17 protein-coding genes are annotated in these 21,272 nt (G+C 69.6%); 12 read left to right on the top strand and 5 right to left on the bottom strand.

Annotated elements, in window-relative coordinates; translation table 11 throughout:
• Window positions 1-3: 3 nt before the first annotated feature.
• Genes OO69_RS01350 through OO69_RS01340 form a run of 3 tightly spaced genes read left to right on the top strand, consistent with a single transcriptional unit; the run spans window position 4 to window position 4,002 of the window.
• Window positions 4-2,421, top strand: a complete 2,418-nt coding sequence (locus OO69_RS01350) for a GNAT family N-acetyltransferase (RefSeq protein WP_033278442.1) — start codon at window positions 4-6, stop codon at window positions 2,419-2,421.
• On the top strand, window positions 2,418-3,392 hold the full coding sequence (locus OO69_RS01345; RefSeq protein ID WP_033278441.1) for an LLM class flavin-dependent oxidoreductase: 975 nt from the start codon (window positions 2,418-2,420) through the stop codon (window positions 3,390-3,392). Before OO69_RS01350 ends, OO69_RS01345 begins: the two co-directional genes overlap by 4 nt.
• A 16-nt stretch (window positions 3,393-3,408) precedes the next feature.
• Window positions 3,409-4,002: a PaaI family thioesterase gene (locus OO69_RS01340; protein WP_234444296.1), complete on the top strand. Its 594-nt coding sequence runs from the start codon at window positions 3,409-3,411 to the stop codon at window positions 4,000-4,002.
• On the opposite strand, the gene OO69_RS01335 is transcribed toward OO69_RS01340, so the two are convergent.
• Window positions 3,996-5,147, bottom strand: coding sequence for an acyl-CoA dehydrogenase family protein (locus OO69_RS01335; RefSeq protein WP_033278440.1), 1,152 nt, complete (start codon window positions 5,145-5,147; stop codon window positions 3,996-3,998). The two genes, OO69_RS01340 and OO69_RS01335, sit on opposite strands and share 7 nt — an antisense overlap.
• Before the next feature lie 334 nt (window positions 5,148-5,481).
• Here OO69_RS01335 and OO69_RS01330 point away from each other — a divergent pair, with 334 nt between their 5' ends.
• Window positions 5,482-7,263 (top strand): serine/threonine-protein kinase, encoded by a 1,782-nt coding sequence (locus tag OO69_RS01330; RefSeq protein ID WP_033278439.1) that lies wholly within the window; start codon window positions 5,482-5,484, stop codon window positions 7,261-7,263.
• Window positions 7,264-7,474: 211 nt separating this feature from the next.
• Here the strand turns inward: OO69_RS01330 and OO69_RS51845 are convergent, their stop codons facing one another.
• The 3 genes from OO69_RS51845 to OO69_RS52820 form a co-directional block, all read right to left on the bottom strand.
• Window positions 7,475-7,945 carry a hypothetical protein gene (locus OO69_RS51845; RefSeq protein WP_158713344.1) on the bottom strand — a complete coding sequence of 157 codons (471 nt, stop codon included), beginning with the start codon at window positions 7,943-7,945 and terminating at the stop codon, window positions 7,475-7,477.
• Window positions 7,946-8,913: 968 nt separating this feature from the next.
• Window positions 8,914-9,360 carry a hypothetical protein gene (locus OO69_RS01320; protein ID WP_033278437.1) on the bottom strand — a complete coding sequence of 149 codons (447 nt, stop codon included), beginning with the start codon at window positions 9,358-9,360 and terminating at the stop codon, window positions 8,914-8,916.
• Window positions 9,361-9,388: 28 nt separating this feature from the next.
• Window positions 9,389-10,927 (bottom strand): restriction endonuclease fold toxin-2 domain-containing protein, encoded by a 1,539-nt coding sequence (locus OO69_RS52820; protein WP_234444295.1) that lies wholly within the window; start codon window positions 10,925-10,927, stop codon window positions 9,389-9,391.
• Window positions 10,928-11,628: 701 nt separating this feature from the next.
• On the opposite strand from OO69_RS52820, the gene OO69_RS01310 reads away from it, so the two are divergent.
• Together OO69_RS01310 and OO69_RS01305 are read left to right on the top strand one after the other, a co-directional pair.
• Window positions 11,629-12,807 carry an MFS transporter gene (locus OO69_RS01310; protein ID WP_033278436.1) on the top strand — a complete coding sequence of 393 codons (1,179 nt, stop codon included), beginning with the start codon at window positions 11,629-11,631 and terminating at the stop codon, window positions 12,805-12,807.
• Window positions 12,808-12,969: 162 nt separating this feature from the next.
• The gene (locus OO69_RS01305; protein ID WP_033278435.1) at window positions 12,970-13,785 is read left to right on the top strand and encodes an SAM-dependent methyltransferase; all 816 of its coding nucleotides are present in this window, start codon (window positions 12,970-12,972) and stop codon (window positions 13,783-13,785) included.
• A gap of 39 nt (window positions 13,786-13,824) precedes the next feature.
• On the opposite strand, the gene OO69_RS01300 is transcribed toward OO69_RS01305, so the two are convergent.
• Window positions 13,825-14,715, bottom strand: a complete 891-nt coding sequence (locus tag OO69_RS01300) for a helix-turn-helix domain-containing protein (RefSeq protein WP_033278434.1) — start codon at window positions 14,713-14,715, stop codon at window positions 13,825-13,827.
• Window positions 14,716-15,065: 350 nt separating this feature from the next.
• On the opposite strand from OO69_RS01300, the gene OO69_RS01295 reads away from it, so the two are divergent.
• From OO69_RS01295 to OO69_RS01270, 6 genes are read left to right on the top strand one after another with little or no spacing between them, the layout of a single operon-like run.
• Window positions 15,066-16,157 carry a sugar ABC transporter substrate-binding protein gene (locus tag OO69_RS01295; protein WP_199810855.1) on the top strand — a complete coding sequence of 364 codons (1,092 nt, stop codon included), beginning with the start codon at window positions 15,066-15,068 and terminating at the stop codon, window positions 16,155-16,157.
• A gap of 59 nt (window positions 16,158-16,216) precedes the next feature.
• Window positions 16,217-17,311, top strand: a complete 1,095-nt coding sequence (locus OO69_RS01290; protein WP_033278433.1) for a mandelate racemase/muconate lactonizing enzyme family protein — start codon at window positions 16,217-16,219, stop codon at window positions 17,309-17,311.
• The gene (locus OO69_RS01285; protein WP_033278432.1) at window positions 17,308-18,369 is read left to right on the top strand and encodes an ABC transporter permease; all 1,062 of its coding nucleotides are present in this window, start codon (window positions 17,308-17,310) and stop codon (window positions 18,367-18,369) included. The genes OO69_RS01290 and OO69_RS01285 overlap by 4 nt, the downstream gene beginning before the upstream one ends.
• On the top strand, window positions 18,366-19,409 hold the full coding sequence (locus tag OO69_RS01280; RefSeq protein ID WP_033278431.1) for an ABC transporter permease: 1,044 nt from the start codon (window positions 18,366-18,368) through the stop codon (window positions 19,407-19,409). Before OO69_RS01285 ends, OO69_RS01280 begins: the two co-directional genes overlap by 4 nt.
• Entirely contained in the window at window positions 19,406-20,932 is a 1,527-nt protein-coding gene (locus tag OO69_RS01275; protein WP_033278430.1) for a sugar ABC transporter ATP-binding protein, read from the top strand. Before OO69_RS01280 ends, OO69_RS01275 begins: the two co-directional genes overlap by 4 nt.
• On the top strand, window positions 20,929-21,252 hold the full coding sequence (locus OO69_RS01270; RefSeq protein WP_033278429.1) for an L-rhamnose mutarotase: 324 nt from the start codon (window positions 20,929-20,931) through the stop codon (window positions 21,250-21,252). Before OO69_RS01275 ends, OO69_RS01270 begins: the two co-directional genes overlap by 4 nt.
• Window positions 21,253-21,272 lie beyond the last annotated feature (20 nt).

Raw genomic sequence — 21,272 nt, 5'->3', positions numbered from 1 at the left:
CCGATGAGCAGTCCGCCGTATCCCGAGGATCTGGAACGACCGGGCCTCGTGCGCACCGGCCGGTCGACCTTCGTCCGGCCCGTCCGGCCCGAGGACGCCGACCGCCTGGTCGCCTTCGTCGGCGGGCTGTCCCGGGCGACCCTGGCCTACCGCTCGCTCGGTCCGGTGGTCCGCGCCCGCGACGACGTGATCCGGCGCGGCGCGCACGTGGACTACCTGAACGAGCTGGCGCTCGTCGCGCTGGCCGGCGACGAGATCGCGGGCCTGGTCCGCTACGTCCGTGACCCGGAGGAACCGGAACACGCGGAGGTCACCTTCACCATCCGCGACGACCACCAGAGCGAGGGGTTCGGCAGGCTGCTCCTGGAGCACATCGCCGCCGCCGCGCGCACCCGGGGCATCCGGGTCCTGGAGGCCGACGTCCTCGCCGACAACACCCGCATGATCAACGTGTTCCTCGGCTCCGGCTTCCGGGTGGAGGCCGGGCCGCCCGGCCAGATCGTCCACTTCGAGATCGCCGTCGACCCGCAGGCCCAGGCCGTGGCCCGCGCCGAACGCCGCGAGCACACGGCCGTACGACGTTCCCTGCGACCGCTGCTCGAACCCCGCTCGGTCGCGGTGGTCGGCGCGAACCGCAGCCCCTTGACGATCGGCCACGAGATCGTCGCCAACCTGCTGCGGGGCGGGTTCCGCGGTTCCGTGTTCCCGGTCAATCCGCGCGCCGAGCAGGTCGCCGGGGCACGGGCGTATCCGACCGTCCGGGAGCTGCCCGAGGTCCCGGACCTGGCTCTGGTCGCCGTGCGGGCCGAGGCGGTGCCCGATGTCGTACGAGAGTGCGCCGAGGCCGGCGTCAAAGCGGTGGTCGTCGTCTCAACTGGCTTCGGGGAAACGGGAGTCGAAGGCCGCGCCACCGAACTGGAGCTGGCCCGCTTCGCCCGTGCCTCCGGGATGCGGCTGGTGGGCCCGAACTGCATGGGCGTGGTCAACACGACGCCCGCTGCCCGGCTGGCCGCGACCTTCTCCCCCGCGCTGCCGACGCCGGGCCGGGTCGCGATGTCCAGTCAGTCCGGGCCGCTCGGGCTCGCGGTGCTCGACTTCGCCCGGCGGCTGCGGCTGGGCTTCTCCGGGTTCGTGTCGGTGGGCCACGCCGTGGACGTCTCCACCAACGACCTGCTCCAGTGGTGGGAGGAGGACCCCGAGACGTCGGTGGTCCTGCTGCACGTCGAGACCTTCGGCAATCCGCGCCGCTTCGCCCGCATCGCGCGCCGGGTCGCCCCGCGCAAGCCGATCGTCGCGGTGCACCCGGGGCACGCGGACGCGGCGGTCGACTCGCTCTTCGCCCAGTCCGGCGTCATCCGCACCCGCAGCCTCCAGGAACTCTTCGACGTAGCGCTCCTGTTGGCGCACCAGCCGCCCCCGCCGGGCAACCGGGTCGCCGTGATCACCAACGCGGGCGGCCCCGCCGCGCTGACCGTCGGAGCGTGCGAGGCGAGCGGCCTGCGGGTGCCCGAACTCGGCGCGCCCGTACGGCACTTCCTCCGTACGGCTCTCTCGCCCCGCGCGGACGTAACCAACCCGGTCGACCTCACGCCCACGGCCACCGCCGCGCACTACCGGCAGGCGCTGGACGCGGTACTGGCCGACGACGGCATCGACGCCGCCGTGGTCCTCTTCATGCCCCCGCTGGCGGACAAGCCCGACGAGGTGGCGGCGGCGATCCTCGACGCGGCCGAAGCCGCCCCCGGGAAGCCGGTGTTGGCGAGTTTCCTGGGCGGCGCGGGCGTCGCCGATCTCCTGCACCGGGGCGAACTCGTCGTCCCCACCTACGCGTTCCCCGAGTCCGCGGCGACCTCGCTCGGCCACGCGGCGGCGTACCAGGCGTGGCGCAACACCCCCGCGGGTGTCATACCGGACCTCCCGCAGGTCGACACGGACCGGGCCCGCTCGCTGATCGCCGGGTGCGCTCCCGGAGCCGTACCGCCACAGCTCGCCGCCGAGTTGCTGGACTCGTACGGCATCTCCGTACGGAACACGGACTCCTACGGCCCGGACGCGTTCCTCTCCGTCCGCGCGGACCCGGTCTTCGGCCCGGTGATCGCGTTCGGTCTCACCGGGGACTACGCCGACCTCATGGCCGACGTCGCCCACCGGATCACCCCGCTCAGCGACCGCGACGCCCGGGAGATGATCCGCTCGCTGCGGGCGGCCCCGCTGCTGGACGGCCGGGTGGGCGGCCCGGGCGTGGACCTGACGGCCCTCGAAGACCTCGTGCTGCGGATCTCCGCGATGGTCGAGGACCTGCCCGAGATCGAGTCGATGGAGCTGCGTCCGGTACGGCTGCTGCCGCCCGGGGACGGAGTCGCCGTAGCCCACGCGACGATCCAACTCACCGACGACACAAGGAGAGGTGGCCCCTCATGAAGGTCGGCATCTACTTCGACATGCGCAACCCCCCGCCCTGGCAACAGAGTTGGTCACGCGTCTACGGGTTCGCCCTGGAGATGTGCGAGGAGGCGGACCGGCTCGGCCTCGACTCGGTCTGGTTCTCCGAACACCACGGCTTCGAGGACGGATACCTCCCGCAGCCGCTCACGATGGCCGCCGCCGCAGCGGCCCGCACCCGCCACGTCCGCCTGGGCACCGCGGTCATCCCCGCGCCCCTGCACGCGGCCCCCGAGATCGCCGAACAGGCCGCGATCGTCGACATCATCAGCGACGGCCGCCTGGACCTCGGACTCGGCACCGGCTACCGGGTACCCGAGTACCAGCTCTACGGCGCCGATCTCGCCCGGCGCTACTCCACGACGGACCAGCGCGTACGGGAGATCCGCGGCCTGTGGTCGGAGTCCCTGGTCACCCCCGGCCCGGTCCAGGACCCGCTGCCGATCTGGCTCGGCTACCAGGGACCGCAGGGCGCGCGCCGGGCCGGACGGCTGGGCACCGGGCTGCTGTCCCTCAACCCTGCCCTGCTCACGCCGTACCGGGAGGGGCTCGCCGAGGGCGGTCACGACGTGTCGGCGGCCCGGATGCAGGGTTCCTTCACCACGTTCGTCACCGAGGACCCCGACGGCGACTGGCCGGTGGTGCGCGAACACCTGGCGTACCAGTGGGACAGCTATCGCCGGTACATGGTCGAGGGGACGGACGAGCCCGCTCCCCGCCCCATCGATCCCGAGAAGTGGCGGGAGACGGGGCTGCAGGCGACGGGTGTCGGTCAGTTCCTGTACGGCACCCCGCAGGACACCGCCGAGGCCATCAAGGCGTACGTCGCCGGGTTGCCGGTCGAAGGGGTGTTCCTGTGGGCCTCGCTGGCCGGGATGCCCGAGGAGATGGTCGCCCGGCAGGTCCAGTTGATCGCGGGGAAGCTGCGGCCGCTGCTCGCCGATGTCTGACACGAGGAGTTCGAGCATGTCGATGGGAACCGGTGAGACCAGAGTGTGGGCGGGGTCGGACTTCCAGGAGCCGCCCCGCACCCAGGGCGGGGTGGCGCTGTGCGGTGCCTGCCGTGTCACCGGTTCCTGCCGCCTGGGCGTGGAGCGCGAGCGGCTCGACGAGGACGGCGTGGCGTGCTTCGGACTCGTCTGCCCGCGCTCGCAGGAGGGCGGCCCGAATGTCGCGCACGGCGGTTGGACGGCGGCCGTACTGGACGACTGCCTCGGTCATCTCCCGCTGCTGCACCGGGTGTTGAGCGTCACGGCGGAGTTGAGCGTGAGCTTCGTGAAGCCGGTGCCGGTGGAACGGCCGCTGGAGGTCCGGGCCTGGGTCGAACGCCGGGAGGGCCGGCGCTGGTACATCGCGGGCGAGATGGTCCTGCTGCCGACCCGTGCCGTGCTGGCCCGGGCCTCCGGGATCTGGGTGACCCGCGACCAGGGCCACTTCGCGCGGCACGAGGCGTGGCTGACCGCCCAGGAGGCCAAAGGCGAGGTCGAGGGCGGGGGTCATCAGGTCGAGGGCGCGGGTCAGGGCGAAGGCGCGGGTCAGGTCGAGGGCGCGGGTCAGTAGGACCGCAACCCCATGCTCCGGGCGATCCCGTTGCGCTGGATCTGGCTGGTTCCCCCGGAGATCGTGGCCACGATGGACTCCCGGTAGCGGAAGCTCATCACGCTCTCGGTCGAGAAACCGTGCCCGGCACACACCTGCATCCCGAGCCGGGCGGCGGCCACGTACGTCTCCGACCCCTTCAGCTTGGCCATCGAGCCCTCCCGGGTGCACGGCTTGCCCTGGGCGAGCAGCCAGGCGGCGCGGTACGCGAGCAGCCGGGCGGAGTCGATCTCGGTCTGCAGGTCGGCCATGGCGTGGGCGAGGGCCTGGAAGTTCCCGATCGGACGCCCGAAGGCGTGCCGGGTACGCGAATACTCCAGCATCTCGTCCAACGTGGCCTGCGCGGCTCCCAGGTACCCCCCGGTGATGATCACCTTCTCCAGCTCGATGTTGGAGAGCATGACCTTCCAGCCCTCGTCGCGCGGGCCGACGAGGTTCTCCTTCGGGACCAGGGCGTCGTTGAAGAAGACCTCGTTGGTGCCGAGGATGTGCCGGGCCAGCGTCGGGGTCCGGCGCACCTCGACGCCGTCCGTCGCGGGGTCGACGAGCAGCAGGCTGATGCCGCCGTGCTTGGGCTCGCGGGGACCGGTGCGCACGTAGGTCGCGATGGTCGTGTCGGGCAGGCCGCCGCCCGTGCACCACGCCTTCTGACCGCGGACGAGGAACTGGTCGCCGTGGTCCTCGGCGGTGGTGCGCAGGGCGGCGGCGTCGGACCCGCTGTCCGGCTCGCTGAGGCCGACGGCGAGGCGATGGCGCCCGGTCATCACCTGCTCACGAATGAAGTCGCGCTGCGCCTCGCTGCCCCACCGGAACACAGTGATCCCCGGGATGAGCACGCCGATATAGCACATGGCGACGTCAAAGCTGGCCCGCCCCAACTCCTCCGCGATCAGGATGAGTTCGAGCGGGCCGCCGCCGTCGCCGCCCTCCTCCTCACTGAACGGGAGGGAGAACCACCCCAGATCGGCCATACCGCGGAACAACTCGGGCGGCACGACACCCTCCTCGTCCCACCGCTTGGCCTTCTCGGCCGGGCACACATCGGCGACGAACTGCCGTGCCGTCGCCCGCAACAGGTCCTGCTCGTCGGTCAGCCCGAAGTCCACGGCCACTCCTCGCCAGCACTAGGCTATTCATCTAGCTAATTATTCTATGTTAGCTGATAGAGCAGTCCCGAGGAATGCACCTTCCGTCACCCGCACCTACGGTCGCATCGCTACGAGGTCACGTTCCGACACGGCGAGCCCACGTGCCCGAGCCCGGGACGAACGGGGCGTCGAAGGCGGGGCCATGCGTACGACGCCGTGCACGGGCCGCGTGAACACGCCTGCTCCGGTGGAACGGAAGTGAGGGAAACTCTGAACGGACGCCACGGCTCGGATAGCCTCGTCATTCCTTGGGGCCGAACTGACGTACGGCGCACATCACTTCGGGGGATCCGTGTCAGAACAGCGGCCGCTGCCACCGGACCTGGCGACGAACGAGGCCGCCGCACTGCGGCAGACCGGTGCCGCGCCCCTGCGCCTCGGCGACCCGGATCTCATCGGTCCCTATGCGCCACTGGCCCTGCTCGGCAGCGGCGGTATGGGGCGGGTCTACCTCGCACGTCCCGCGGACGGCAGCCCCGGTCTGGCCGCGGTGAAGGTGATCAGGCCGGAGTACGCGGACGATCCCGGCTTCCGCCGCCGGTTCGAACGCGAAGCGTCGGTGCACGAACGGGTCAGTACGTCGCACACACCGAGACTGTGCGGCACGGGCTTCCAGGACGAGTTGCTGTGGATGGCCACCGAGTACCTCCCGGGGCTCGATCTGGCGCATGCCGTACGTGAGCACGGCGCCCTGGAGACGGCCGCGGTCTGGCGTCTGGTGGCGGAACTGGGGCAGGCGCTGGCCGACCTCGCCGCAGCGGGGATCGTGCACCGGGATCTGAAGCCGTCCAACGTGCTCTTGTCCGTCGGAGGCGCGCATGTGATCGACTTCGGCATTTCGAAGGCCCTGGACGCCAGCACGATCACCGGCACGGGTGTCCGGGTGGGCACTCCGGCCTACATGTCGCCGGAACACCTGCGGACCGGCAGGTCCGACACGGCGTCGGACGTGTTCTCACTCGCCGGGACACTGGTGTACGCGGCGGTGGGACGTGCCCCGTTCGGCGACGGAACGGGGATCGATGTGATGCACCGGGTGGCGTTCGAGGAGCCGGATCCGGAGTTGATCGCAGAGATCTCGGCGGCGGACGCTGCGCTCGGCTCGCTGCTGACCGCCTGCCTGGCCAAGGAGCCCGAACGGCGGCCCACTGGGCTGGATTTGATCAATGCGGTCGGGGCACGCACCGAAACGACCGTGTGGCCCGAGCCGCTGGCCGACCAACTGCTGGCCCGGCAACGGGCGTACGAGGTGCTGTACCGCCTCCCCGTCGCATCGCAAGCCCGATTACTGTCTCCGGACGAACGGCCGATGGCGATGCCGTCGGCACCGGCCGGGCAGGGCGGCCGACCTGGTCCGCCCGTTCTCGAACCACCGGTGGTGGCCGCCGACGCCACCTCCGGCACACCATCGGCACGCTCCCAGGAGAGCACAGTCCGCACCTGGGCACGGAAGAACTCGGTACGGGCCGTCGCCGCGGGCATCGCCGTCTGCGCGGTGGCCGCGGGGGTCTTCGTGCTCAGTCACCACGACGCCCAGCCCGCCGCTTCCGCCCCGGGGTCCGCTACGACGACCGACCGCACCGTGCCCGGCGGCACCGCCTTCTCGTCGACACCCGGAGCCTCGGACGCGAGGGCTGCCTCCGGCAAGAACGTCGACGGCGCCGCGAACCCCGACGGCGCGGCCACGCACCCCGCGGACTCCGGCTCCGCCGCACCGGCGGTGCACGGCACCCCCTCCGCTCCCGATGCCGATCCCAGTGCCCCGGCAGACGCGACTCCCTCCTTGTCCCCGAGCAGTCCGCCCACCATCGAGCCCGCGACCCCGGACTGGATCTCGGACTGCACGTACTACCGCGGCAGCGGACGCACGCGCCTGGGAGACAGCGGCAAGCGTGTGCTGCAGGTGCAGTGCATGCTGACGAAGCGCGGATACGGCGTCGGGAGCACCGGCGTGGACGGCGACTTCGGTGCCGGAACCGAGTCGGCGGTACGGAGCTTCCAGAGCGACAAGCTGCTGGACGCCGACGGCATCGTGGGCCACGAGACATGGCTCGCCCTGCGCAGCACGGACTGATGCACGTGCCCCACCGGCCGCGGGGCTGGACAGCTGCGGCCCGGTCGCCGAAACCGAGCTGGGCGGCACGGCGTTCAAGGATCCCTGAAGCGGCACCGTGGGCGAACTGTGCGCGGTGGTGCACTGTCCACGGAACGTGACCGGCCGGCTCCCGCTCTCCCTGTCCGGCCGGGTAGCGCCCGCGCAGCTGTCCGTGGGGCGCGGCTATGCCCTACTGCAGGAGCCAATGCGTAGCTTCGTACCCGATGTTGGGTGAGCTCGTGCATGTGCTGGAAGTGGAGACCTCGTACCAGCCACCCCAGGTGTTGGTCGCGTAGTCAAGATAACTGCAGTAAGAACTACTCGCCGTGACGACTCTTACAGCTTTTCCAATGTTCTGAGCGTTCGAGGAAATGCCGTTGTAGATGTCATAAGCATTTGCGACCCACGAGGCACGGCCGTTGCCCGGCATCTCGTACCACGTGTCGGCAGTCTGCCATGTGTGCCAAATACTGCCGGACGGCGCGACGCCGAAACATTCGCTTTCGCCTCGGTCCCAGTCCACCAGGAGAAGCCAGTTGTCGTTGAAGTTTCCCGTCTTGCCGTAGCAGGTGCGCTCCACGGCCGAAGCGGGCGATGCAAGAGTGCCCAACAGGGCCGTCATTGCAACGGCGAGGACGAACGGCAGGCGAAGTACCTTCACGCGTTTCTCCCGTATTCGGAATCCACGGATACTGGTTCTCGTCGTCTCATGGTCGTCGATCTGATTGCACGCCAGACACTAACGGCAGACACCCCAACAAAAATCGAACGAGAAGTGAACAGACTCACCCCAAGTCACCCACCGGGTCCTGGCGTTCGACTTCGGCCGGTCATACCTACGGCGGAGTGGTGGCCCTGCACCGGACCTCGCCCCCACCCCGGTCGACGAGAAGTCGGTCGACAGCTCCCGTTCGCCGTTCGGCTCGAACTCGCGTGGTCTTCATCCTCGCCGGCCGGGTCGGCCGCATCCCCGCCATCAAGGAAGCTCACCGGCCGCCTCTGCCACCTCTACGGCAACCACCAAGTCACCGTCGCCTGCGCCGTGTTGCTCTCCCTCAGCGTCTCCCTCCCACCGCTCACCCTCAGCCTCCTGGTCTTCGGCGCCGCCTACGGAGGCATCAACAACCAGCAAACACATAGACTTTGGCGGCCCCGGACGGAGCACCGTCGCGTCACCAGCAGCACTTCGGGCCCTGCCATCCGTACGAGCTGCACATGCTGGCCCACCCCGGTGTCCTCAGGACCGACCGCGCATGACGTTCAGCTTGGAGCCCCGTCCTGCGCCAGGCCGACGTGGCTCGGAACTCAGTGCTGAAGCAGGCCGAGGCCCAACTGGAGGTGATGCGCGAGACTTTGCGCGCACAAGCCGCCGCCACGCGGCGCGGAGTTCACCGGGCCGCCTACGTCGGTTTCCTCGGCCGGACCGACCAAGCCCGTCAAGCGGTCTTGGCGTGGGCGGCGCCCCCCGCCTCGGTCGCGCTGCGAGAGAGTCGTGACGTCGCCCTTCCCACCGTCGACGAAGCACTGAACGTCCTGAGGCTGGCGCAAATCCTGCGCAGCCCTTTCAGCGTTACCGCTCCAGGGTTTCGCGACCGCACTCATGAGCCCCAGGTTGTGTCGATTCCGCGTTCAGTCGAGGTCCCCGGTCTCCTCAAGGTGTGCCACAAAGGCAGCGGCGATTCGCGGGCGAGTCGCGTCGGGGACGGGCGTGGACGGCAGATCGGCCTCAAGTCCCCACTCGGTGTTGAACATGACGACCGTGTCGCCCGGCAGCACGGTGTTCCTCAGCCAGAGGGCGAACCGGGCCGCCGAGTGAGCGGTGCAGTCCAGGACCGACACACCTTCGGGCGACAGCAGGGCCATGGCCTCCAACTGCTCGTCGTCCAGGGTGATGCCGAAGTGCATCGACGAGCCGCGGACGGGGCCGCCGGAGCCGTCGTTGACGCGGACGAACTCCTCGGGGTTCCGCTCACGCAGCTTGGCTTCCAGGCTCTCGTACGTCAGGCCCCAACTCTGTCCGTCCGGTGGGGTGAAGACGTACATGGTGCGCAGTTCGGCGATCTCGTCCGGTTCCATCGTGTGCTTCCTGGAGAGCTGGGGAGGGTCAGGGGACGTAGCGGGCGTGACCTTTGACGCCGTAGGCGGCCATCATGATGCGCCAGTACTGGACGGAGTCCTGGTTGTTGGTGACGGTCTCCACGCCTCGCATCTCCGTGTTGCGAGGGTCCTTGAGCGCGGCCGAGTACTTTTCGAGCTCTTGGCGGTCCTTGTAGTAGAGGAAGTCCTTCTTCCCGCTCTCGTGGTTCTGGCGCAGTTCGTCCAGAGAGCGGTAGCACTTCTGGTTCGGCTTGTTGACGTACTTCGGCTCGATCGCCATCCCGTCGGAATCCCGGAATCCGTCCACCATCAGTGTGTTCCCGGCACTGATCCCCGGCGGGATGGGGACCTCGTACTCGGGATAGCCGGCCACCCGCTTCTGGTAGGCGACCTCCGCGGGTCTGCCGCCCGAGACGTCCCCCTCACGCAGGGAGTTCAGCCACGTGTGGAAGTTCTGCTGCTGTCCGGACGTGAGCGGCGGGAAACGGGGATCGGGCGGTATTTCGGGGGCGATCGGCTGGACGCGGGGGCCGTTCGCCGGACGGTATGCGGCCGGAACCAGGGTCGGGACGCGGATCAGAGGGCCGAGGAACGGGGGGAGACCGGGAAAGAGGCCGCCGTTGTCCGGCCGGGGCATCTTGACCCTCGACTTGGAGCTGTCCAGGGCTGGTGGAATCTTGCCCAGCGAGGTGATCCGTACATCGTCCAGGACGAGATCCTGCAGACCGCCGTCGTGACCGTCCCCGCCGAACCGCGGCTGTTCCCAGGGCCAGAGGAACTCGCCGGTAGGAGAGGTGTCCTCCACCGGGAGCCGTTGCTTCGCCGTCTCGACGTGATCGGCGTAGGCGTCGCAGGCCTTGGCGAGCATTCCGCAGGCCGTGGGCAGATTCGCCATGAGGGTGTGGTCCCCGCTGACCTCGCTGGGAGGCTCGGCCTTGCCGACGAACTTCTTGAAGAAGCTCTCGACGGAGTCCGCGGTCTCCCCGGCCTGATCGAGGCCGGCGGTCTTCCACGCATCCGACGAGTCCCAGTACGCGTCTTCGAGGACCTTGGCAGCGCTGCGCCAGGTCTTGGCGACTGCACGCAGCTTGTGGGGCTGTCCGAGGAAACGGTCGTTGAAGAGGTACTGGTCGACACCGCTGGTCTCACCGACGACCTCGGGCAGGTCCTCGGCGTTGTGGCTGGCCCGAGGGCTGCAGTCCGGACCGGACGGCTGCGCGCCGATCCCCGGCGCTTGGGGGCTCTGCTCCAGGAGCTCCGCCGCGGTCCTGTCGTCGCGCTTGAGGAGTTCCTCGGATGCGCTGAGCAGAGCGCCCGCGCCGTTGGCCATCACCTGGTGCGCGAAGCCGGACTTGTCGAAGACCGTCTTCACCGCTTCCTTGTACACGGTGGCGAAGGCCCGGCCCGCCTTGCCGTCGCCGGCCATGCCGCCGTTGTCGCTCAGCTCCGTGAAGAGCAGGCTCAGCATGTCGTAGATCAGGTCACGCAGCTGCACCATCGACCAGGACGCGTTGACGAAGTTCGCGGTCTGATGCCGAAGATCCAACGTTTCCCCCCGCGGTGCCGTGACGAATACCCACGGCACCGTACACGGTTGCGAACTACACCTGCACGAAGGGGCGTTGCCGCAGGGTGGACGGGTGAGTCGCAGAAGCGGACGGCGATGCAGCAGCACAGGGCCTGTCGGTCCAGAGTTTCGAACACCGCACGGTTCCAGATGCTCCGGGTCGATGGAACACCAGGGAGCGGATGAGGCACGAGAGCCCGGAGACCAAGAAATTCACAGTGACCTGTGTCCGTTGGGGAGGTCCTGCCTACACCGCCACGACTTCCGGCGCCTCAGCTGATGCGTGCATCTGCGCCGCCGGCACGGACATGCGGGTCGTCCGCCCGCAGCGTCTCCGTGAGTTCGCCCGGGCGGCTCAGGTCCTCGCCCCGGCCGCAGGGCGAGGACGGCGTCCCTGTCAGCCACCCTGCGCGTCCCGGTTCCGGAAGACCAAGCCGGGAAAGGCTCGGATGGTCGCGCCGTAGAAGGCGGCGCGGATGCCGGTCAGACGGCTCCGACCGTCGCCCCGACCTCACGTTCACCGTCGCCACACCCCCGCGTTCACCCACTCACCACAACCCATGCCTCCGCAGGTTCGGGCCGCCCGCATCGGCTCCGCCCCACACCCCCTTGCCCCACCCCCTCCCCCCACCTAACCTGACTTTGTGCCGCAAATAAACAAACCCCGAACGCACAACGCCGTGCCGGGCACCCCCACCGACCTCACCCGACTCCGGATCACCCTCACCGCGTTCTTCGCCCTGGACGGCTTCATCTTCGCCGGCTGGGTCGTCCGCATCCCCGCCATCAAGGAACAGACCGGCGCATCGGCCAGCACCCTCGGCCTCGCGCTCCTCGGCGTCTCTGCCGGTGCCGTCATCACCATGATGCTCACCGGCCGCCTCTGCCACCGCTACGGCAACCACCAAGTCACCGTCGTCTGCGCCGTGTTGCTCTCCCTGAGCGTCTCCCTTCCCCCGCTCACCCACTCCCCCCTCACCCTCGGCCTCGTCCTCCTGGTCTTCGGCGCGGCCTACGGCGGGATCAACGTCGCGTTCAACAGCGCGGCGGTCGACCTGGTCAGGGCCATGCGGCGGCCCATCATGCCCAGCTTCCACGCCGCGTTCAGCCTCGGCGGCATGGTCGGCGCCGGGCTCGGCGGACTGGTCGCCGGATTCCTGACCCCGACCCAGCACCTGTTCTGCCTCACCGTGATCGGCCTGCTCGTCACCGCCGTCGTAGGCCGCAATCTGCTGCGCCTGAAGCCCCCGGCTCCCCCAGAACCCCCGAAGGACTCCCCCAAGCAGGAGACCGCCCCCCGCCGCCTCACCCCCCGCACCCGCGGCCTCGTCTTCACCTTCGGCCTGATCGCCCTCTGCACCGCCTTCGGCGAGGGCGCGCTCGCCGACTGGAGCGCCCTGCACCTGGAGCAGGACCTCGACGCCACCGCCGGTGCCGCCGCGATCGGCTACTCCTGCTTCGCGCTCGCCATGACCGCCGGCCGGCTCTCCGGCACCCGGCTGCTCGAACGGCTCGGCCGCACCCGCACCCTCGTCGCCGGCGGCACGACCGCCGCCCTCGGCATGCTGCTCGGCGCGCTCGCGCCCACCCTGTGGGCCGCCGTCCTCGGCTTCGTGATCACCGGGCTCGGCCTCGCCAACCTCTTCCCCGTCGCCGTCGAACGCGCCGGCACCCTCGCCGGCCCCGACGGAGTCGCCATCGCCTCCACCCTCGGCTACGGCGGCATGCTCCTGGGACCGCCCGCCATCGGCTTCATGGCCGACTGGTACTCCCTCCCCGCCGCCCTCACCAGCGTGGCCGTACTCGCCGCCGTCGCGGCTGGAATCGGATTCCTCACCCGGCACGCCGCAGAGGGCTGATTCCACGTCACCGGACGCAGCGAACCAGCCAACGCGCGTGCCGGTAAGGGCAGTTGGGGCCGACGAGGCGCATGAGCCGCGCCACGGGGTAATAACGTGGGTGTCCACGGCCGATCTTCGACGGTTCCGTGGTTCTCACCGCCGTAAAGCACAGGAGCGTCCATGACCGAAGCGGCAGACAACTCCGAGCAGGATCCGCTCGCCAGGTTCGACACCACCGTGCCGCAGTCGGCCCGGATCTGGAACTACTGGCTGGGCGGCAAGGACAACTACGAGGTGGACCGTCTCGCCGGTGACGCGTTCCGCGAGATCTTCCCCGGCATAGAGACCGGCGCCCGTGCCGCCCGGTACTTCCTCGCCCGCGCCGTCCGCCACCTGGCCGCCGAGGAAGGCATCCGGCAGTTCCTGGACATCGGCACCGGACTGCCCAGCGTGGACAACACCCACGAGATAGCCCAGCGGGTGGTCCCCGAGTGCCGCATCGTCTACGTCGACAACGACCCGCTGGTGCTGGCCCACGCCCGCGCCCTGCTCACCAGCTCCCCGGAGGGCGTCACCAACTACGTCGACGCCGACCTCCGCGACCCGGCCACCATCGTCCGCGAGGCCGCCAAGACCCTCGACTTCGACAAGCCCGTCGCCCTCATGCTGATGGGCATCCTGGGCCACATCGAGGACTACGACGAGGCACGCGCGATCGTACGGCGCCTGGTGGACGCCCTGCCCGTCGGCAGCTACCTCGTGCACTACGACAGCACCGACACCAGCGAGGCCTACGTCGACGCCATCCGCCAGTACAACGAGGGCGGTTCGATCCCGTACATCCTGCGCAGCCCCGAGCAGATCGCGGGCTTCTTCGAAGGGCTGGAACTGCTCGAACCGGGCGTGGCCTCCTGCTCGCGCTGGCGCCCCGACGAGAGCGCCTGGGGTCTGCCGGCTGAGGTGCACCAGTACGGCGGTGTCGCCCTCAAGCGCTAGACCCCGCGCGGCAGTTCAGGTCTTCTGAGGTCTGAGGGATCACGTCTCCTGAAGGATGCGATGCAGGATCGTCGGAGTCTCCTCCGGCGATTCCGCCTCCACCACCAGCCGGTTCATGACGTCCCAGTAGCACTCGATCTCGGTCGGCCGGTCGGGGTAGAGGGCGGTGACCCGCTGCTCCAGGTAGACCATGTCGGGCAGCCGGCCCCCGGGCAACCGCAGGATGGTCACCGGCCCGGCCTCCCCCGCGTGCCCGCCCGCGAGGAACGGCATCACCTGGACGGTGACCTGCGGCAGCCGGCAGATCTCGATGAGATGCCTCAACTGGGCCCGCATCGTGCCGATTCCGCCCACCGGACGCCGCAGCGCCGCCTCGTCGATCACGGCCCAGAGCTGCGCCGCCGGCCGTCGGCGCAGAATCCGCTGCCGTGTCATCCGCAGCTTGACCCGCCGGTCGAGTTCCGCCCGCCCGGCGCCCGCGTGGGTGAACCGGAGGGAGGCCCGCGCGTAGTCCGGGGTCTGCAGCAGGTGGGGAACGCGCTGGACCTCGAAGCAGCGGACGAGGCTAGCCGCCTGTTCGGCCCCGAGGTAGGCCCGCGCCCACGTGGGCACCACGTCGTTGAAGTGCTGCCACCAGGCAGGGGAGTTGGCCTCCTCGGCGAGGGCCAGCAGGGTGGCGCGCTCTGACTCGTCCGTGAGGCCGTAGAGAGTGAGCAGGTCCGCCACGTCGCGCGGCTTGAAGCGGTGGCGCCCGGCCTCCAGGCGGCTGATCTTGGAGCGGGAGGCCCGGATGGCCTCCCCGGCGACCACGCGGGCGATGTGCCGCTCCTCCCGCAGTTCACGCAACCGCGCGCCCAGCACCAGCCGCGGCACCACGGGGCCGGCCGACAGCCCGTCCAGCGGCGTGGTTAAGACCTCATCGGAACCCATGCACGATCTCCCTGCGGTGAACTACCCCTGCACGCCCGCGAGTTGTACGTCCACGACGTGCGCACCAGCGAACGCTGAAGCCAGCCATCCTAGAGGGCCGCCGGGCCCGCGATCTTCGACTCGCGGGAATGATCTGTACCTTTACGGCCAGGCCGACACGTAGGTATTTCCTATACGATTTCGCGCGCAGCCGGCCCCGGCGGCAGACGCGAACACGGTCCGCCGGAGCCATAAAACCCCTATCCACCAGACCAGTTCATGTCGCAAGCCTTGACGCGCCCGACTTCCTCCCCCACGATCGCCGCATCGATTTCCTATCTGATTCCTACTTGAATCCGCAGGGGTGGGTCATGCGCTTCCCAACCAGATCTGTCCTGCCCGGAGTTGTCGCCGTCGCGCTGCTGGCGACGGGGACAGCGGCCTGTACCTACAAGAACTCCAGTGCGCAGTCCGGCAGTCAGGCCGCGCCGGCCGCCCGGACCGGTGGCGGCGCCGAACTCGGGGACGCCTCCGGGACCAAGGTCGCCCTCGTACCCGGTGGCGCCCACCCGTACTTCCAGCCCTGGAAGACCGCGGGCGCCGCCGCGAAGAAGACGTACGGTCTCGGAGCCGTCGCCTTCGACGAGACGGCGGAGTGGGACCAGCAGAAGCAGAACAACCTGCTGTCGACGCTCGCGGCCCGCGGCTACAACGCGTTCGGGGTGTTCGGCGTCTCCCCCACCGACATCAACTCGACCTTCGCGGACCTCAAGTCCCAGGGTTTCCCGGTGGCTTCACTGGGCTCGTGCCCGGCCGGCACCAAGGACGACGCCGACTTCTGTCTCTCCACGGACGTCCAACTCGCCGCCTACAAAGCCGCGAAGGCGGCGATCGCGGCCATGGGCGGCAAGGGCACCCTGGTCCACCTCACCGGCAACAACGTTGACGCCAATACCCAGTTGAGGATCAAGGGCGTCGCCCAGGCCGTGAAGGAGTCGGGCGGCAAGGTCAAGCTCCTCCAGACCATCACCGACATCGACACGGACCTGCAGACCGCGCAGAAGGCGGTGTCCGACCTGATGGCCGCGAAGGGCGGTCAGATCACGGGCATTGTCGCGACCGCCTACAACCCGGCCGTCGCCGCGGCCGACGTCGTCAAGTCGTCCGGTTCCAAGGCGAAGGTCATCGCCATCGACGACGACGCCAAGATCCTCAGCGGCATCAGGCAGGGCACGGTCACCGCCACCGTCGTACAGAACCCGGTCGGGCAGGCCGAGATCGGGGTCTGGGCGCTGGCGCTGCTCCAGACGAAGCAGTGCACGGTGCGCTCTCCCGGGGTCGAGGTGGACTCGGGTTCGTTCGTCGTCACCAAGGCGAACGTCGCCGGTTACGACAAGGCGCGGCAGGCGAAGACCGCCGAGCTGAAGAAGCAGTTCGCCGACAAGATCCTCTCCTGCGCCTGACGGCCGCCCACCGTTGACCGCTGATGGCCAACTCCCCCGACAGAAACCGGAATTGCTGAATGAGCAGCAGCATCATCACGGCCGCGACCGCCAGGCTGGCCGACATCGCCGTCGAGCAGGACCGCACCGACGCGGTGCAGTCGTTCGTCAAACAGGAGACGGTCCTGGTCGACCTGGAGTCGGCCGACGGCCTCGCGGGAACCGGCTACTCCTACACGATCGGCACCGGCGGCAGCTCCGTACTCGCCCTGCTGCGCGACCACTTGCTGCCCGTGCTCGTCGGACAGGACGCGCGCAACGTCGAGGCGCTGTGGCAGCGGCTGTTCGCGCTGACCCGGTCCACCACTACCGGCGCCATCACCTCGCTCGCCCTCGCGGCCGTCGACACCGCCCTGTGGGACGTACGGTGCAAGCGCGCGGGCGAACCGCTGTGGCGACTGGCCGGAGGTCACCGCCAGGAGGTGCCGGTCTACGACACCGAGGGCGGCTGGCTGCACCTGAGCGCCGAGGAACTGGTCAAAAGCGCCTTGCGCGCACAGGAGTTGGGCTGGGCGGGCGTCAAGATCAAGGTGGGCCGACCGCACCCCGCCGAGGACGCGGAGCGCCTGCGCGCGGTCCGCGAGGCCGTCGGACCCTCCCTCCACATCATGACCGACGCCAACCAGTCCCAGACGGCCTCCTCCGTCCTCCGGCTCGCGGCGGCGCTGGAGCCGTACGACCCGTACTGGCTGGAGGAGCCGCTGCCCGCCGACGACATCAGCGGGCACGCGCGGCTCGCGGCGGCGACCCAAATCCCCATCGCAGTAGGCGAATCCATGTACTCACTCATGCAGTTCCGCAGCTACCTGGAGGCGGGTGCCGCGTCCGTCGTGCAGGTCGACGCCGCGCGGATCGGTGGCATCACGCCGTGGCTGAAGGTCGCGCACCTCGCGGAGAGCCACAACGTCGCGGTCTGCCCGCACTTCCTGATGGAACTGCACGTGAGCCTCGCCGCCGCCGTACCGAACGGCCAATACGTCGAGTTCATACCGCAGTTGAGGGCGGTCACCCGCACCGAACTGACCATCCGCGACGGGAAGGCCGTGGCCCCGGACGTACCCGGCATCGGCATCGACTGGGACTCCGACGCCCTGGACGACCGGAGGGTGGCATGACGACCATCAGCCCACCCGACACCGTCCCGGAGGAGAGGACGGCGAGCCACCGCATGCCGTTCTGGGTCAACCAGCGACTCGGCCTCCTGGTCCTGGTCATCGCGCTCAGCGTCCTGTTCGGCGTGCTCCGACCGGCGTTCCTGGACCAGCAGTTGGTGCTCTTCCCGCTCCTGCGCGACGTCGCCACCCTCACCGTGGTCGCGCTCGCGCAGATGGTCGCCCTGTCCGTGGGCCACATGAACCTCGCGGTCGGCCGCATGGCCGCCTTCGGCGCGATGTTCGCGGGCCTCGGCTACGACCGTCTCGGCGTCCCGATGCAGGTGGGGCTGCTGATGTGCCTGGCCGCCGGGGCGGCGATCGGCGCGGTCACCGGCTGGCTGATCGCCCGTACCGGAGTGAGCTCCTTCGTCGTCACCCTGGCCATGGACTTCGCCCTGCTGGGCCTGGTCTCCCTCCTCTACTCGTCCCTCACGGACGACGCCGCCTTCACCACCCACCCGACCGGAATTGACCAACTGCGCTCCTACTCCCTCGCCGACATCTGCGCGGGCCCTATTTGCGGGTCCCCGGCGGTCCCGCAGATAGCCCAGTTCACCGTCCTCGCGATGCTCGCCCTCGGTTTCCTCTACGGCTGTACGCGCATCGGCCGGGAACTGCTGCTCACCGGCGCCAATCCGGCCGCAGCGGAGCTGTCCGGCATCCCCACCGGCCGCCGGATCCTGCTCGCGCACACGCTGTCGGGGCTGCTGGCGGCGCTCGCCGGGTTCATGGCGGCGGCCGGGACGGGTACGTTCCGTGCCTCCATCGGCGACGACTTCATGCTGCCGTCCTTCCTGGGCGCGGTACTTGGCGGCACCTTGCTCACCGGCGGGGTGGTGTCCGTGCTGGGCACGCTGCTCGGCACCGCCCTGGTCGGGGTGATCCGCAAGGGCCTCGACCTGCTCGGCGTCGGGCTGGAGAGCCTGAACATCTATCTCGGCTGTGTCCTCCTGCTGGCCCTGTCGGCCGACCGGATCCGCACGGTGGTGTCCTATCGCAAGGTGGTGCGTTCGACATGAACCGCTTGAACGTGACGCTGGGCCAAGGGAGTTGGGGCGCTGAAGCGCTGCGCCGGTTCTCCCGTTCCACGGCGGCGATGCTGCTGTGCGTGGTCGTGGTGGGATACGTGGCGCTGGGCATCGCCTCGTCGGGCTCCTTCTTCGAAGGCCCTTCGGTGCGGGTCTTCCTCCAGTACCTCGCCACGCCCATCCTCATCGGGCTGGCCCAGATGGTGGCGCTGTGCGTGGGTCAACTCAACCTGGCCGTAGGCGCGTTGGGCGGATTCACCGCCTGTCTCATGGGCGTCCTCATGGCCGACCACGGTGTGCCCGCCGGAGTCGCCGTGGTCGTGGGCCTGTTGACGGCGACGGCCATCGGGCTGGCGACTGGTGTCGCCATCGTGGGCACCCAGATCAACGGGTTCATCGTCACCCTCGCGACGATGACGATCCTCCTGGGGGCGCAGTACCGGCTCACCGGCACCCGTACCGTCGACGGCTACTCCCGCACCCTGCGCGACTTCGGCACGGCGGCGCCGCTGAACATCCCGCTCGTCTTCGTCACCGCGCTCGTCGCGGCGGCGCTGCTGGCCGCGTTCATGTACCGCACGGTCGCGGGCCGACGGCTCCTCGCGGCGGGCGGCAACCCGCTGGCGGCCCGGCTGTCCGGCATCTCCACCGACCGGCAGATCGTGGCCGCGCACACGTTGTCCGGGCTGCTGATCGGCGTGGCCGCCGTGACCGCCACGGCCTCCCTTCCCGGCGTCAACCGCAGCGTCGGCGGCGACTGGCTGCTGCCGAGCTTCGCCGCGCCGATCATCGGGGGCGTGGCCCTCACCGGCGGTTCGATCGCCGTACTGGGCACGGTACTTGCGGCCTTCGTGACGCGGCTGATCGACGCGGCGCGGGCCCAGTTCTCCCTGGACCCGAGCTGGGTGAACCTCCTCATCGGCCTGGTCGTGCTCGGCACGGTCGCCGGTGGCCGACTGCACCAGACCCGCCTGGAGAAGTCCGCGACGACCGACGGCGCCGTCCTGCCGCAGACCGGAGGTGCCCAGTGAGCGACACGGTTCTTCTCGAATGCCACGACCTCGTCAAGGTCTTCCCCGGGGTGCGGGCGCTGGACGGCGTGGGGCTACGGCTGACCGCCGGTTCCGTGCACGCGCTGCTCGGCGAGAACGGCGCCGGCAAGTCGACCCTCATCAAGGTCCTCACCGGAGTCCACTCCCCCGACGGCGGCCGCCTCACCTGGAACGGCCAACTGGTCCATCTGCGCTCGCCGTTGGAGGCGACCCGCACCGGCATCGGTGTCGTCCACCAGGAGCGCAACCTGATCCCGGGCTTCTCAGTGGCGGAGAACATCACCCTCCAGAACCCGCCCTCCCACCGCGGCCTGGTCGACCGCGAGGCCATGACCGCACCGGCCGTGGCATGCCTCGCGGAACTCGGCGTCGACCTCGACCCGCAGCGCCCGGTACGCGAACTCTCCGTGGCGCAACAGCAGTTGGTGGAGATAGCCAAGGCCCTCTACACCGAGAGCCGAGTCCTCCTGCTGGACGAACCGACCGCGTCCCTCTCCCCACAGGAGACGGAACGCCTCTTCGAGGTGATCCGGCGACTGGCCGCCCGCGGCGCGTGTGTCGTCTTCGTCAGCCACAAGCTGGAGGAGGTCTTCGAGGTCTGCGACACGGTCACCGTGCTGCGCGACGGCAAGTCGGTCCTGGAGTCCTCGCCCCTGTCGGACCACACCCACGACGACATCGTCGGCCTGATGGTGGGCCGCGCCCACGCGGCGACGGAGATGCGCCCCCGCACGGTCGACCGCTCCGCCACCCCAACTCTCGTACTGGACAAGGTCTCCACGGCCGGCGGCCACCGTGACATCAGCCTGGAGGTCCGGCCCGGCGAGATCGTCGGCCTGTACGGCTTGGTCGGCGCCGGGCGCAGCGAACTGGTCAAGGCGGTGCTCGGCCTGGACCGCATCACGAGCGGCGAGGTCCGCGTCCACGGCAGCCCGGTCCGCATCACATCACCCCGCCAGGCCCTGCACGAGTACGGCATCGGGTACGTCACCGAGAACCGCAAGGAGGAGGGCGTCTTCCTCGAGCAGCCCATCGTCCGCAACATCACGGTGACGGTGTGGAAGCGGCTCGCCAAGGCGCTCGGGTTCGTGTCGGCGCGCGAGGAGCGGGACGTCGCGCAGGACCTCGTCGACCGCCTCGGCATCCGCGTCTCGGGGCTCGGGCAGAACGCCGGTGAACTCTCGGGCGGCAACCAGCAGAAGGTCAGCCTCGCCAAGTGGCTTGCCGCGGACACCAAGTTGCTCGTCATCGACGAACCGACGGTCGGCGTCGACGTCCGCACCAAGCGCGCCTTCCACGAACTGATCTGGGACCTGGCCCGCGACGGCCTCCCCATCCTCCTCATCAGCAGCGACCTCGCGGAGATGGTCACCCTCGCCGACCGCATCGTCGTCATGACGGACCACCGCATCCGCGGCGAGGTCGACAACGACCGCGACTACGACCGCATGAGCGGCCGGGTGATCCGCCTGATCCACGACCGCGACGCGGTGCGCTCGTGAGGCGCGTGGCCCAGGTCATCGCCGTACGCCCGGAAAAGCTGGACGAGTACCGGGAGTTGCACCGGAACGTGCCCCAGCCGGTGCTCGACCGCATCCGGCGCAGCCACATCTCCGACTACTCGATCCATCTGCTGGGCGACCGCCTGTTCAGCTATTTCGAGTACCACGGCGACGATCTCGCGGCGGACCTGGCCTCGATGGCCGAGGACGAAGCGACACAGCGGTGGTGGGAGCTCACCGCCCCCTGTCAGGTGCCCGTGCCGGAGGCGGCGCCCGGCGAATGGTGGGCCACGGCAGAGCAGGTGTTCCTCATGGAGTGAGCGGCGGCAGGCCCCAACTC

Source organism: Streptomyces sp. NRRL F-525 (assembly GCF_000716605.1).
Lineage (GTDB): Bacteria > Actinomycetota > Actinomycetes > Streptomycetales > Streptomycetaceae > Streptomyces.
Note: the sequence above shows the minus strand (reverse complement) of the source record. Positions and strands in the feature narration are given on the sequence as shown.

Coding starts and splice junctions, on each gene's coding strand:
- OO69_RS01345 (WP_033278441.1), top strand. CDS start 2,418: ATGAAGGTCGGCATCTACTTCGACATGCGCAACCCCCCGCCCTGGCAA.
- OO69_RS01300 (WP_033278434.1), bottom strand. CDS start 14,715: ATGGGTTCCGATGAGGTCTTAACCACGCCGCTGGACGGGCTGTCGGCC.
- OO69_RS01295 (WP_199810855.1), top strand. CDS start 15,066: ATGCGCTTCCCAACCAGATCTGTCCTGCCCGGAGTTGTCGCCGTCGCG.
- OO69_RS01320 (WP_033278437.1), bottom strand. CDS start 9,360: ATGGAACCGGACGAGATCGCCGAACTGCGCACCATGTACGTCTTCACC.
- OO69_RS01285 (WP_033278432.1), top strand. CDS start 17,308: ATGACGACCATCAGCCCACCCGACACCGTCCCGGAGGAGAGGACGGCG.
- OO69_RS01350 (WP_033278442.1), top strand. CDS start 4: ATGAGCAGTCCGCCGTATCCCGAGGATCTGGAACGACCGGGCCTCGTG.
- OO69_RS01340 (WP_234444296.1), top strand. CDS start 3,409: ATGTCGATGGGAACCGGTGAGACCAGAGTGTGGGCGGGGTCGGACTTC.
- OO69_RS01305 (WP_033278435.1), top strand. CDS start 12,970: ATGACCGAAGCGGCAGACAACTCCGAGCAGGATCCGCTCGCCAGGTTC.
- OO69_RS01290 (WP_033278433.1), top strand. CDS start 16,217: ATGAGCAGCAGCATCATCACGGCCGCGACCGCCAGGCTGGCCGACATC.
- OO69_RS01280 (WP_033278431.1), top strand. CDS start 18,366: ATGAACCGCTTGAACGTGACGCTGGGCCAAGGGAGTTGGGGCGCTGAA.